Raw genomic sequence first — 13,148 nt, 5'->3', positions numbered from 1 at the left:
GAGGGTTTTCATGACTATTCAACTAATGACGGACGGTGGAGCCGATATTCCAAAACGAATTGCGGATTCAATGGATATTATTTCTGTTCCACTCTACTTGCACTTTAAAGACCAGCATTATAAAGCCGGGGAAACCATTGATTTGGAAACCTTTCATCAGAAAATAAACGAAACGAATGAACTGCCCCGTTCCGCCGCACCCAGTCCCAATGATTTTTATAATGCATATAAGCGGATTGACAGCAATACTCCGATCATTATGCTCAGCTTATCAAAGGGTTTAAGTGCCACATACGAAAACGCAAGACTTGCTAAAAACATGCTGCTTGAAGAAGAGCCGAACCGTAAACTAGAAGTCATCAATACAAAAACGGCATCATGCGGGATAGGCCTGTTGCTGCATGAAGCCAAAATTAAAATGGAACAGGGCCATACGTACAATCAACTGATTGATCACCTGCATCATCGTGTTGAACAGACAACAACGCTGTTTGTCCTAAAAACGCTGGAAAACCTTGTGAAGGGTGGACGACTGGACAAGGTCAAGGGCACAATAGCAAAAACACTTAACATCAAAGTACTGATGAAGGCAAGTGAGGAAGGCACAATCGAAGTGGCCGACCGGGTTCGCGGTGATAAAAAATCAATCCGTCGTTTCATTGAACAGATCGGCGAATATACAAAGGACTTTGAAAACAAAGTAATTTCCATGACCCATTGCAATGCCGAGGAACGAGCCACACATGTTCTTGAAGAAATCCGTAAAAAATACCCCTTCAAGGATGCATACTTAACAGAAATGGGCCCGTTGATCGCAACATATGCAGGAGAAGGCGGGCTTGTCATTTCCTTCTTAAAAGATTAGAAAAAGCAGGGAGATTGCTGTGAAGGCATCTCCCTGCTTTTAGCCGGGACTTTTCAACAAAAATTCATGAATAAGATGATTGAGCGTATCTTTGTCATCCCCCAGACAGATAAGATGTCTTGACCGCTCAAAGAAAACGACTTCTGTCTGATCTGAGGTAATTTCTTTATCCAAATAATAAACTGTTTTATAAGGAACCATCCCATCCTGCTGACCTTGAGCAATTAATACAGGCAAATCCAATTCCTTTAAATATCTGCGGGTGAACCGCACCAGTTTCAGGAATTCAATATTTGCTTTGAGCGGGACTTCGCCAAGCTTCCGTTTATAGTTGAGGTACAGTTTGTTTTCCCGCAGCCTCCCTTTAAAACCATCCTTAACAGCGTCCCTTAAATCCTTGGCCATCTGGCGAATTGATAAATATTTTCCTGCCGGTGCCAGGAGCACCAATTTATCGGTCGGGTGTTTTGCCGCCAGATACGAGGCAATCATGCCTCCCATCGAAAAGCCGATCATATAGATCTTTTCAAATTTACCTTGCATCTGCTTCAGTTTATCTTCTGCTGTTTCGAGCCATTCTTTATGGGATGCATTTTCCAATGCTAATTTCCTTCCATGCCCCGGCAATGTCGGCACCTCGATATGCCAGTCCGTATTTTCCTTTAAATAACGTACAAGCGGATCCACTTCATATGGACCTCCTGTGTAACCATGAATTACCAGACATCCAATCATACAAATTCTCCTTTGTCATCCCTTACTCTTTATTTACCCCTTCACACCGCTAATAATACAAAATTAAAGCCGATGAATAATTTTTCATCAGCTGCTGGTCTATTTGAATTGCTTCATGAGTGCACCAATTTGTTTAACAACCGGGGAAACCTGTTGAACGGTATTGGAAACCTGACCGATTGCAGACACCAATTTATCCAGGTCAACCTCCTCTTTTTTCGTTTCAAAATAATGAAACAGTTCATTTCGTTCAGTTGCTGCGCGGGACTGGCCGCCCGTTTTGTTAGCCGGATGCCAGTTAAGCGGTTGACTTGGTTTGGAAAAATACTCAAAAGGTGTCTGGAAGGTTTCTTTGCGTTGGGGAACAGGTTTATTAAACGGTGATTGCCGGATATAGGGTCGTTCATGATTCATATAATCAACATGATTTCTGTCCATTACACACACCTCTTCTGCAGGTTCTTTCATTAAAATATGCGAAAACCGCCGAAAGTGTGCGGAAGGTTAATAACTTCCATATCCGGTACTGTAAAACGTGCTTCCCTGATTACTTTCACCTAACATTCGATTCATTTTATTTTTTTGCAGTCCTAAAATCATTTGATTATCAACAAACGTAACAGGTGTACCAAAGACACCTTTCTCCTGAAGCTGTTCCATATATTTATGGTTTTCCGTGACATTTTTAGTCTGATAATTTACATTCAATTTATTTAAATGCTCCAGCAATTTATCGCATTGAGAACAGTCATCACTTACATATACAATCACATTTTTCTCATTCATAGATGATATCCTCCCTGAAGTTTATGAATTTATATTTTAAACCTCACACATTATTTACCCACGTATGTAACAAAATAAACGAGTTTATGTGAAAAAGATTACAATAATATTACGAAAAAATCGCTGCAGTCTCAGTTTAGAAAACTTGGTTGTCACCAAGCTTTTAGGTGACAGTCATAGTTGCACTTATGCAGTAAGAAAGGATTTTATTCTTTCTTAACTGCCAGGAGTAAAAAGCAAAGTACGCTCCAACAGAAGCGTACTTTGCATATGGTCTGTTCCCAATGGTTCGTTTATATCCCATTTACAGAACAGAAGCCCATCCCATGTAAAGAATACAATATGCTAAGCTTTTGTACTGTGATTCAAATCACACATCCGCACTTTTTTATTGTAGCCATGCATGTGTACCCATTCAAGGCTGCATTTGTTTGTCGGTCACAGGAAGGTGTATCATCCGAATATGATCGGGAAGTATACTGATTTTATCAGGCGTGATACCATCGACTTCTCCATCCATATCGACACTCATTTCCTTGCCAGTTGAAATTTGGATAGACGATGCCTGAAAATGGACAATCTCCTTAAGTTGCTCAGCGTCAGTACTTGGATGGTTCATTGACAATAATTCTCGTAATGACGCAATTGTCGACTCCTTTATGATGAGCACATCAAGCAGTCCATCTGCCGGGCTTATCGCAGGAATTGGAAACTGCCTGGTTCCGACAAATTTTCCATTTAAAACAAGAACCATAACCGCTTTGCCCTCATAGTTTTCGTTATCGCTCGTTATGTTGTATGAAAACGATTCTGCCTGATTAACCGTTTTTAGTGTACTCATAAAATAACTGAGCACCCCGAAATTCTGTTTTTGTGTCTCACTGATATTTAACGATGTTTCCGAAACAAGACCAATCCCCCAAAAATTAAGAAAATATCGCTTGTCGGCATTTCCAACATCAATTTCCTTTACTTCACCATTCACAATTGCAGCGGCTGCCTGACTCAAATTTTGCGGTATGTTAAGCATCCGGCTGAAATCATTACACGTTCCCCCGGGAAGAATCGCGATAACAGGACGTTTTTCTAGGGGAGCGATACTATTAATACATTCATGAACGGTACCATCCCCGCCAAGAATGATTACCAGATCAACTTTTGGTGCAAAGTCCACACAAGTACCTTTCAAATCCTCAATAGACATTGTCTGAATAACGGTCAGTTCCTTAACAGCCGCGGACAAAACAGGCAATGTTCCAGCCAGATTCTGCTGCATTTTGGAGTCATTTTCATTACCGTTGAAAACGAACAGGGCCTTTTCATATTTCATCGTACATTACCTCCAAAAACTCTTTACTGCATAACAGTAACTTGAAATAATCATAACACAAGTATTTTATATATATCTAAACCAGTAATTTTATCGTGGAAGAGCGATGGAAAACTGCCGTTCAAAATAACCAATTTATTCTTCATCACGGAGGCGGCTGAATTGACAAGTAAGAAATTTTAACATAAAGTATTCCTGAATATGGTAGTGGTATTGAAATCGATATACAATAGGAGGCTTCATACTCTATGTCACATCTTTTTTCTCCATTAACAATAAAGGATATAACACTGCGTAATCGGATTGGGGTCTCACCAATGTGTCAATACAGTTCAGATGACGGTCTGCCGAATGACTGGCATCTTGTTCATCTTGGTTCCCGCGCTGTTGGCGGTGCAGGGCTGGTGATTGCTGAAGCATCAGCTGTTGAACCAAAGGGACGTATTTCCCCAGAAGATTTGGGTATTTATTCGGACAAACATACAGAAGCTTTCAAGCGGATTACCCAGTTTATCAAAGACCAGGGGGCTGTACCAGGGATTCAGTTGGCACATGCTGGTAGAAAGGCGTCCACATATGCCCCGTGGAAACAGAAGGAATTTGGCGTTAATGTTCCTGATGACCAGGGCGGATGGAAAGTTGTCGCCCCAAGTCCTGTTGCTTTTTCCGAGAACAACCGCGTACCAGAGGAAATGTCAAAAGCAGACATTCAGGAGGTACAGGAGGCATTTCGACAGGCAACAGCCAGAGCCCGGGACGCAGGGTTCGAGTGGGTTGAATTTCATGCAGCACATGGTTATTTAGCACATAGTTTCTATTCACCACTAAGCAATCAGCGGACAGATGAGTATGGCGGCAGTTTTGAAAATCGGATCCGGTTTACAGTCGAAACAGTGCGATTAATGCTTGAAGAATGGCCGGATAACCTGCCATTTACTGTACGGATATCCAGTTCAGATTGGGAAAAGGGCGGCTGGACAATGGAAGATTCCATTGCGCTGTCCAAACGCTTAAAGGACGAAGGAGTGGACCTGATCGATTGCAGTTCCGGAGGCAATACGCCGAGTCCATCAATCGATGTCGGACCAGGTTATCAAATCTCTTTTGCGGAAAAAATCCGGCATGAAGCAGATATTGCAACAGCCGGTGTAGGCCTGATTACAGATGGGATGCAGGCAGATGACCATATCCGCAACGGGCGCTGTGACATCGTGCTGATGGCAAGAAAAATGCTGCGGGATCCATATTTCCCAAAACAAGCCGCACATGCTGTCCATCAGCTGGAAAGTCTGGACACACCGCCTCAGTATGAGCGCGGGTGGTAATAAAACGATCCTTCTAACAAAGGACAGAAGTCTGGTATTCATTCAAAATAATATTCCCGCAAACTTTTCTGGCCGATCAGCAATTTTAGCTGTTCGGCCATTTTTATTTTATAGAACTTTCCTTAATTAGATATTACCGTAATATCGGAGTTCGCGTTTGGGAGCAGAACTTAGCTTCAGAAAAGCGGGGGCAGATTTTTGGCTATTCAGAATGCTGCTTACTGTCCTCCGCTCCTTTTTTATGGAGTACATCATATAATTCATCTTCTACAGTTGTGTCAGCCATTTTAACTTTTCGGCGATATGCTGCTCTAGAAATAAGATGGCCTGCAACCGGGGCTGTTAAAAATACAAACAGAATTCCCAGGAGAATACGAACACTGAAAATGGACTGTCCCCACCAGAAAAACAGAAATGCACCAAATAATGTCAACAGGATAGACAATGTCGAGCTTTTCGTAGCTGCATGGGAACGAGTATAGACATCCGGAAAGCGTATAATCCCTATCGCGCTTATGACAGCTATTATACTGCCAATAAGGATTAGCAGTGCCGCGATAAATTCACCTATTTCGCTTGCGTTCAATGACAACCCCCCTCTCTATGTATCTTGCAAAAGCAATGGTACTGATAAAAGCCAATATAGCCAGAATCAGGATAACTTCAAGAAACGCTTTGGTATTGAGCAGAACAGAAATTACAGCAACCACAGATACAAGGATAACCCCAATCATATCCAGTGCAATGATCCTATCAGGAAGACTCGGTCCAATGATAATACGAACCAGTGTAATAGCACTTGCCAATCCAAATAAAACCAGTGCTGTAATGAGCATGATTTCTGTCATTACCTTGTCACCTCCATAATAGCTTTTTCAAATTTGGAAAGAGACTTCAACAGCATTTCCTTAGATTCTTCCACATCCATTGCGTGAATATAAAAAGCATCCCCATCAGGGGTCACTTCCAACACAACGGAACCCGGGGTCAATGTCAAAAGCAGACCGAGAGCAGGTATCTCCCATTCACCTCTGAGCTCTGTTTCATATTTAAAAATTCCCGGCTTGATCCGAATGTTTGGCCGTAAAATATGTTTCAGGGTATGGATGCTGGACTGCATCAGCTCGGAAATAAATATAAAAACAAGTTTCATGACCATATAGAATCTGTGTAAATAAAACCGGTCGCCGAAAAACCGGTGCATAACAAAAATAATACCAATCCCAATAATGTACCCCGTAACAAAAGTGGTAAAGTTTAAATCACTTTCATCTTTAAACATCATCCATAGAAATGCAATACTTAAATTCAGTAAAAACTGGGCAGGCACCTGCATTCACCCCTTTCGTTATAACCCTCTACCATTATTTGTTCATCACAGCATCAATATAAACTTCCGGATTCAAAAGTGTATTTGCGGCATCTTCAACATAGACAGCGAGCGGTTCGGCCCCCAATCCCAAACCAATCGTACAAATTGTCAGGAGCATGCATGGTATAATCCACCCTTTTTTCATGGGGATTTCATCTTCCACACTAATAATTGTCTCTCCCCAAAAACAGTTCAGGAAGACTCTCAGCAATGAATACAATACAAAGATACTCGACAAAAAAGCAAGTGCAACGAGGATATATGCTCCTGTCTCGACTGCACCCTGACCCACCAGCACTTTGCCAATAAAACCGCTAAGTGGGGGAATACCGGCCAATGACAACGTAACTATGAAAAATATCCAGCCAAGCACCGGGTAATTCCTAATCATCCCGCTCATGTTATCAATTCTTGCTGTACCGGCAAGTACAATCATGGTACCAGCCACAAGAAACAACAATGCTTTCACAACCATATCATGCACCAAATAATAGATGGATCCCTCAATTGCCTCGGGTGTTCCAACAGCAAGCCCCACCATAATAAAGCCGACGGCAATCAATACATTATAGGAAACAATCAGGCGGATATCCCTGTACGCAATAGCGCCAATGCTTCCACCAATTAGAGTTAGTGCAGCTAAAATCCCTATCATATTATGCGTGATTTGAGGTTCATGGTAAAAAACCAGTGTAAACATACGGAACATGGCATAGATTCCGACTTTTGTCATAAGCGCCCCAAACAGTGCAGCAACTGCAGTTGGAGGTGCACTGTAGGATCCGGGAAGCCAATAATACAGAAAAAGTCCGGCTTTTAAACTGAAAACCACCAGAAATACAACACCAATGACTGTTAACAGCGGTGTCTGACCGGATTCGGCTACACGCTGTGATATATGCGCCATATTCAATGTTCCAACCATTCCATAAAGGTAGGCAATCCCAATCAGGAAAAAGAACGATGAGACGACATTAATGGCTACATATTTGATTGATTCCCGAAATTGAAGTTTTCTGTCCCCAAGCGCAATAAGAACATAAGAAGCCAACAGCATAATCTCAAAATTAACGTACAGATTGAAAATATCCCCGGTTAAAAAAGAGCCATTCACACCTGCTACAAGGAAATTCACAAACGGGTAAAAAAACATTTTTTCTCTCTTTTCACCAATAGAGGAAAAAGCATATAAAAGACAAACCGCGGTGATAAGACTTGTTGTTAGTACGAGCAGCATAGAAAAAGAATCCGCGACAAACAAAATACCAAATGGCGGTTCCCATCCGCCAAAATCAAGCCGCAGTATTCCTTCCGATTGAATTTGATTCAAAATATAAAGGCTAATGAACGTATTCGCCATCATTACACTGAAGCTTATCCACCGCCCGGCACCAATATAATGACGGAGAAAAATAAGGATGATACCTGTCAGAACAGGAATAGCCATTGGGAGTACAAGAATGTTAGTCATCATTAAAACCTCTCAACTTCAGAAGATTATCAGTTCCCAGCTTTTGATAGGCCCTAATTGCAAGTACGAGCATGATGGCAGTGACGGCAAAACTGATGACAATGGATGTTAAAATCAGTGCCTGTGGAAGAGCATCGGTAAAGGAAGACACTTCTTTACCCAATATAGGCACCGCCCCTGTTTTCAACCCGCCCATACTGATAATCAAAAGATGTGCGGCATGTGAGAGAATTGCCGTTCCCAGAATAACCCGAATCACACTTCTGGAAAGCAGCAAATAAGTAGCTGCTGAAACCAGTACCCCGGCCAGGACGATTATTAATGTTTCCATCTTATACATCATCCCCAATCGTAAGAATTATCGTCACCACAACTCCGACAACAGTAAGTGCTACTCCGGTTTCAAAAATGGTAACTGTTGTGAGTTCTGTTTCCCCGAAGTATGGAAGTTCAAAATAACCATGGGTCATACTCAGAAAAGGCTCACCGAAAACAAGGGAACCGAAGCCAGTACAAACTGCGATGAAAGCACCTATTGCTGCTACAATTTTAAAATCAAATGGAAGTCCGGACTTTATCGTTTCCATATCAAATGCAAGAAAGAGGAGCACAAAAGCAGCAGCCAGTATTATTCCTCCAATAAATCCGCCCCCGGGGTTATGATGCCCGGAGAGAAATAAATAAACTGCCATCGTCAATAGAATAAACACGACAATTTTTGTTACTGCATGCAAAATAACATCATTAATCTTCAAGGTTGTGCCCTCCTTTTTTGGATTTCGACTTGACAAAGGAATATACACCAATCCCTGCAATCAGGAGAACAACCACTTCGAGCATTGTATCAAAAGCCCGGAAATCGCCTAATATTGTATTGACAATATTTTTCCCTCCGGCAAGCTGATAGGAATTTTCATAATAACCGGATATGGTTTCAAACAATTTCCCGCTTTGGGCAGCAAGCGCAACGATGATGAAGACTGCACCAACCGATAAAGATATAAGGATATTAAGGCCCTTTGTACGCTTAGGCGTATTCTCCTTTTGCCATTCCGGCAAAAAATAATAACTGACAAGGAAGAGAACCGTCGTTACAGTTTCAATACCAACCTGGGTAAGTGCCAGATCCGGTGCCCGGAATAATACAAAGAAAACTGCAATGGAATATCCAAGCACCCCGTTCAGCAAAATGGCAGTCAACCGTGATTTGGCAAAAAGAATGGAAATTCCAGCAACCATCATGACAACAGCAAGAATCCATTCATAGACAGAAATCGGTGCATTGCCGGATACTTCAAAATCAAACGCTCCTGTGTAGATTAACGCTCCGCCTATCAGTATGCTAAAGAATAAAAAGATATAAACAAAATAGTCACGCAGGAACCCTGTCATATAAGAGTCGGTTACAACTCTGGATTTGATTTCGAGCTGATCCAGCACATAACGGAATAACACATTAAATGTCCATTTTTCCGGAAACAGTCTGTAAATCCCTTTCCAGTAACGCAATGTGAGATACAATAAGAGTCCGGCAGAAACCACGCCAATCGTCATAAATAATTCCGTATTAAAACCATGCCATGGTGTAATTTTCATACCAAGCTCGTCTTCAGGGAATGTAGGGAAAATTCCTGCCACCGCCGGTTTAAGTAAATTATTACCCAACATGTTCGGAAAGAAAAACAAGCCTACCACAATCAAACCCAAAACAGCGGGTGCAATCAGCATTCCGATCGGAGGTTCATGTCCCGGACGTTCCAGCTTTCCCAACTGATACGGCCCGAAAAATGCCTTAAAAACAATAATCATCGAATAAATAAACGTAAACACACTGGCAACCCAAGCAATTACCGGGAACAGCACTCCCCAGGTTTCCATCGAGAAAATGTTCATTTCACTCATGGTTAAGACAGAAGTAAAAAACATTTCCTTACTTAAAAACCCATTAAATGGCGGTAATCCTGCCATTGAGAAGCTTCCGATTAATGAGATGGTAAATGTAATCGGCATTAATGTAACCAAACCGCCCAGTTTGCGAATATCCCGAGTTCCCACCTCATGGTCGACAATTCCGATAACCATAAAGAGCGCACCTTTAAAGGTTGAATGATTCACTAAATGGAAAAGTGCCGCAAATATTGCTTGTGTATAGATTACAGATTCTGTTGTATAACCATAATAAAGTGCAGCTGATCCGATACCGAACATCGTCATAATCATACCGAGCTGACTTACAGTTGAATAGGCAAGCAATGCCTTGAGATCGGTTTGTTTCACTGCATTAAACGAACCCCAGAAAAGTGTTAAACAACCAACCCCTCCAACGAGCCAGAACCACAATGCTTCTCCGCCGAAAACCGGTGTAAAACGGGCAACTAGATAAATTCCTGCTTTTACCATCGTAGCGGAATGCAAATAAGCACTGACCGGTGTTGGGGCTTCCATGGCGTCCGGCAGCCAAATGTGAAAAGGGAATTGTGCCGACTTCGTAAATGCTCCTATAAGAATCAATACCATTGCAGGCAGAAAAAGGGTATGGTCCGTATACTGCGAAACTTCACGGATAATCTCACGGACACTGAAGGTACCTGTCATCACGTACAACATAATAAAGCCGACAAGCATCGCAAAGCCGCCGCTAACCGTAATAAGCAGCGACTTTTCCGCACCTTCCCTGGATCTTTTCCGATGGTACCAAAACGCAATTAATAGAAAAGAGGAAATACTTGTCAATTCCCAAAACACGTATAAAACCAGGATATTATCTGAAAGCACAAGCCCGAGCATTGCACCCATAAATAACAGCAAAAAGACATAAAAATGCTTTAAGGATTCCTCCGGGGATAAATAATAAATAGAGTAAAGAACCACAAGAGCCCCTACACCGGTAATTAAGAGTCCCAAAATCATGCTGAGCCCGTCCATGTATGTTGTGAAATTAATGTCATAGCTGGGAATCCAATGAATCGTTTGCAAAAAGATTTCCCCATCAGCTATCTCCGGAATATAGCTTGCAAGCAAAATAAACAGTCCAAATGGGACAAGCAGTACAAACCAGCCGATATGTAGTGTTTTCAGTCGTTTCGCTAAAAAAGGAATAAAGGCGGCAACTATAAAAGGAATAATAATTGCTGCATGCATCGTTAACAAATTTTAGCCTCCGTTTCCTGTTCAGACCGTACTCTGTATGAGAATCCCCTAACTGTAATTGGGATTTTGCGGGAATAAATAAAATATTTTAATTTTCAGGAGAAGATTGTCAAAACCCAGGTTAAGTTTATAACAATTGAAATATCATTAAGAAGGATAACAATTTAATTTTAAAAAAATATATAGTACATAAATATTATACATGAAATTAAATGACCCTTCACTTTATACGACCCTGTCAATTTTTTTATTCAGAACAAAAAAGACATCTTTTGCGGCAGTTTTACTAAATATCCCGACTATAAAACAAATTGGCACTGGAACTTTTCTTATGGATGATTTATGATATACAGAAATATGTATTCTTTTGAATCATTGGGGATTGACATCGTATTTAACCATGTTAAAATAATACAGCTTCAATCATTTACACTGAACGAATAAGAGGTGATTGCCGTCATGAAAAGAATTAAGGGTCGTATGGATGAAAGCATTCTGGTTTGTGTGTATTATGGACCCAACGGCGAAAGACTGATCAGACGGGGCAACAAATTGGCTGACCTGTTGGATTGCCCGCTATATGTATTAACCGTTGATCCAATACCATATGACGAATTCGATGCAGAAAAATCCGATTATATCGAGCGTTGGAAGGTATTATGTGATGAACTGGATGTAGAGGAGTTCATTGTTCGCGACAATGAAAAACGCACTTCCGTTAAAGCAATTGCAGAAGTTGTTCACAATCTTAATATTACCCAAGTCGTGATTGGCCAAACTCCGCAGAACAGATGGGAAGAAATCACAAAAGGGTCCTTTGCCAGTTCCCTGCAGCGTGTCATTACATTTGTCGACATTCATATTGTCTCCATTGACAGAACACTCAAAGGGGATGAAGATACTTCCACCTATGAAAAAGGGGTACGTGCTTTTTTGCAAAAGGACGGCGAGAAATATCATCTCAGCTTCAGCAGAACGAAAAAAAACCTTTATGAAGGTATTTTCTATAAAGAAATCGGCACAGACTTTAATAATGGTGTTTTTAAATTTATCAACAAAGACGGCAAAACCTGCCAGGTACACGTCACAGATGATAAAGTAACCAGTGTTTTAAAAGAAGAACCAAATGCGAAAGTATAGAAAGACAGTCCAGAAGGGCAGTCTATCATAGCGTTGAAGATAGAACAGCTGCCGGAGACCCGGCCAGCTGTTCTACTTAATTATTTATTATTACTGCCATCTTCCTGATCGTTACCATCGTCACGATCGTTGTCTTTATCATCCTGGTCATCGTTACGATCATCGTCGCGGTCATCGGCATCATCTTTTTCAGCAGTATCGATTGACATCATGATAATTTCACCGGTATAGGCATCGATATCAAATTCGGCTTCTTTTTTATCGGATTTCACCTCAATTTCATAAATCAATCTGCCGTCATCCTCATCCAATTCACTGCTTACTAATGTTCCGGGAACTTCTTTCAGTGCAATATCCTGTGCTTTTGCAGCGCTGATGCGGGGTTCTTTGGATGTTTTGTTATTATTGGCTTCGTTCTTTTTATCATTGTTTTTCGCGTTTACGTCATCATCACGGTTGTCATTACCCGCTTTTTCGTTACGGTCATTCTCATCGTCATCCCGGTCATCCTTGTCGTATTTCTCATCATCTGCGTCATCTTTTTCATTTTTGGCAGCATCATTTTCGGAGCTGTCATCGTCCTTTTCAGACCGATCATCTGAATCATCATCGTCTTTTGAAACACTATGTTTTTCCAATGAGAGTACTTCGCCGGTATTTCCGTCAAAAATAATTTCATATTCTTTTCCATTCTGAACTACTTCCACTTCGTATACTGCACGTTTGCCTTCTTTGTCAAATTCCAATTCAGTTATCTTACCCGGATATTGATTTTTTACCTTGTCCCTAATCTGTTCCTTTGACAATTCCGGCGCTGCCTGTGAAGCACTTGTGTGATACATGCCCAGACCGAGTGCAGATAAACCGAGCAAAATACTTAATACAAATCCTACTTTTTTCTTCATGGTAAATGCCTCCTTGTTTTCTTCTTGAGTACATCATATCCCTTCCAAATGAAAGGAGGATGTGTGCAA

Annotated in this window: 15 protein-coding genes; 3 read left to right on the top strand and 12 right to left on the bottom strand. The window is 41.3% G+C overall.

Annotated elements, in window-relative coordinates; all coding sequences use genetic code 11:
- Positions 1 to 10 precede the first annotated feature (10 nt).
- Positions 11 to 865 (top strand): DegV family protein, encoded by an 855-nt coding sequence (locus HUX68_RS15960; RefSeq protein WP_174615741.1) that lies wholly within the window; start codon positions 11 to 13, stop codon positions 863 to 865.
- A gap of 39 nt (positions 866 to 904) precedes the next feature.
- Here HUX68_RS15960 and HUX68_RS15955 read toward each other — a convergent pair whose 3' ends face one another.
- From HUX68_RS15955 to HUX68_RS15940, 4 genes are all read right to left on the bottom strand, one after another.
- Positions 905 to 1,600 (bottom strand): alpha/beta hydrolase, encoded by a 696-nt coding sequence (locus tag HUX68_RS15955; RefSeq protein ID WP_174615740.1) that lies wholly within the window; start codon positions 1,598 to 1,600, stop codon positions 905 to 907.
- A gap of 99 nt (positions 1,601 to 1,699) precedes the next feature.
- Positions 1,700 to 2,038 carry a YppG family protein gene (locus tag HUX68_RS15950; RefSeq protein ID WP_174615739.1) on the bottom strand — a complete coding sequence of 113 codons (339 nt, stop codon included), beginning with the start codon at positions 2,036 to 2,038 and terminating at the stop codon, positions 1,700 to 1,702.
- Between the two features lie 66 nt (positions 2,039 to 2,104).
- Complete coding sequence (locus HUX68_RS15945) at positions 2,105 to 2,386, bottom strand: glutaredoxin family protein (RefSeq protein WP_174615738.1); 282 nt, start codon at positions 2,384 to 2,386, stop codon at positions 2,105 to 2,107.
- Between the two features lie 415 nt (positions 2,387 to 2,801).
- Entirely contained in the window at positions 2,802 to 3,716 is a 915-nt protein-coding gene (locus tag HUX68_RS15940) for a YegS/Rv2252/BmrU family lipid kinase (RefSeq protein ID WP_174615737.1), read from the bottom strand.
- A 248-nt stretch (positions 3,717 to 3,964) separates the two neighbouring features.
- On the opposite strand from HUX68_RS15940, the gene HUX68_RS15935 reads away from it, so the two are divergent.
- Positions 3,965 to 5,041 carry an NADH:flavin oxidoreductase/NADH oxidase gene (locus tag HUX68_RS15935; protein ID WP_174615736.1) on the top strand — a complete coding sequence of 359 codons (1,077 nt, stop codon included), beginning with the start codon at positions 3,965 to 3,967 and terminating at the stop codon, positions 5,039 to 5,041.
- A gap of 202 nt (positions 5,042 to 5,243) precedes the next feature.
- Here the strand turns inward: HUX68_RS15935 and HUX68_RS15930 are convergent, their stop codons facing one another.
- Genes HUX68_RS15930 through HUX68_RS15900 form a run of 7 tightly spaced genes read right to left on the bottom strand, consistent with a single transcriptional unit; the run spans position 5,244 to position 11,034 of the window.
- Positions 5,244 to 5,627 (bottom strand): Na+/H+ antiporter subunit G, encoded by a 384-nt coding sequence (locus HUX68_RS15930; RefSeq protein WP_174615735.1) that lies wholly within the window; start codon positions 5,625 to 5,627, stop codon positions 5,244 to 5,246.
- Positions 5,605 to 5,889 carry a Na(+)/H(+) antiporter subunit F1 gene (locus HUX68_RS15925; protein WP_174615734.1) on the bottom strand — a complete coding sequence of 95 codons (285 nt, stop codon included), beginning with the start codon at positions 5,887 to 5,889 and terminating at the stop codon, positions 5,605 to 5,607. Before HUX68_RS15925 ends, HUX68_RS15930 begins: the two co-directional genes overlap by 23 nt.
- Positions 5,889 to 6,371 (bottom strand): Na+/H+ antiporter subunit E, encoded by a 483-nt coding sequence (locus tag HUX68_RS15920; protein ID WP_174615733.1) that lies wholly within the window; start codon positions 6,369 to 6,371, stop codon positions 5,889 to 5,891. Before HUX68_RS15920 ends, HUX68_RS15925 begins: the two co-directional genes overlap by 1 nt.
- Before the next feature lie 34 nt (positions 6,372 to 6,405).
- Complete coding sequence (locus HUX68_RS15915) at positions 6,406 to 7,884, bottom strand: Na+/H+ antiporter subunit D (protein ID WP_174616496.1); 1,479 nt, start codon at positions 7,882 to 7,884, stop codon at positions 6,406 to 6,408.
- The gene (locus HUX68_RS15910) at positions 7,877 to 8,215 is read right to left on the bottom strand and encodes a Na(+)/H(+) antiporter subunit C (RefSeq protein WP_174615732.1); all 339 of its coding nucleotides are present in this window, start codon (positions 8,213 to 8,215) and stop codon (positions 7,877 to 7,879) included. Before HUX68_RS15910 ends, HUX68_RS15915 begins: the two co-directional genes overlap by 8 nt.
- Position 8,216: 1 nt before the next feature.
- Positions 8,217 to 8,639, bottom strand: a complete 423-nt coding sequence (locus HUX68_RS15905) for a Na(+)/H(+) antiporter subunit B (RefSeq protein ID WP_174615731.1) — start codon at positions 8,637 to 8,639, stop codon at positions 8,217 to 8,219.
- Positions 8,629 to 11,034, bottom strand: a complete 2,406-nt coding sequence (locus tag HUX68_RS15900) for a Na+/H+ antiporter subunit A (protein WP_174615730.1) — start codon at positions 11,032 to 11,034, stop codon at positions 8,629 to 8,631. The genes HUX68_RS15905 and HUX68_RS15900 overlap by 11 nt, the downstream gene beginning before the upstream one ends.
- Positions 11,035 to 11,493: 459 nt before the next feature.
- On the opposite strand from HUX68_RS15900, the gene HUX68_RS15895 reads away from it, so the two are divergent.
- Positions 11,494 to 12,174 carry an adenine nucleotide alpha hydrolase family protein gene (locus tag HUX68_RS15895; RefSeq protein WP_174615729.1) on the top strand — a complete coding sequence of 227 codons (681 nt, stop codon included), beginning with the start codon at positions 11,494 to 11,496 and terminating at the stop codon, positions 12,172 to 12,174.
- Between the two features lie 80 nt (positions 12,175 to 12,254).
- Here HUX68_RS15895 and HUX68_RS15890 read toward each other — a convergent pair whose 3' ends face one another.
- The gene (locus HUX68_RS15890; protein WP_174615728.1) at positions 12,255 to 13,079 is read right to left on the bottom strand and encodes a PepSY domain-containing protein; all 825 of its coding nucleotides are present in this window, start codon (positions 13,077 to 13,079) and stop codon (positions 12,255 to 12,257) included.
- Between the last annotated feature and the right edge of the window lie 69 nt (positions 13,080 to 13,148).

The sequence above is a fragment of the Virgibacillus ihumii genome, from assembly GCF_902726655.1.
GTDB classification, from domain to species: Bacteria; Bacillota; Bacilli; order Bacillales; family Amphibacillaceae; genus Lentibacillus; species Lentibacillus ihumii.
Note: the sequence above shows the minus strand (reverse complement) of the source record. Positions and strands in the feature narration are given on the sequence as shown.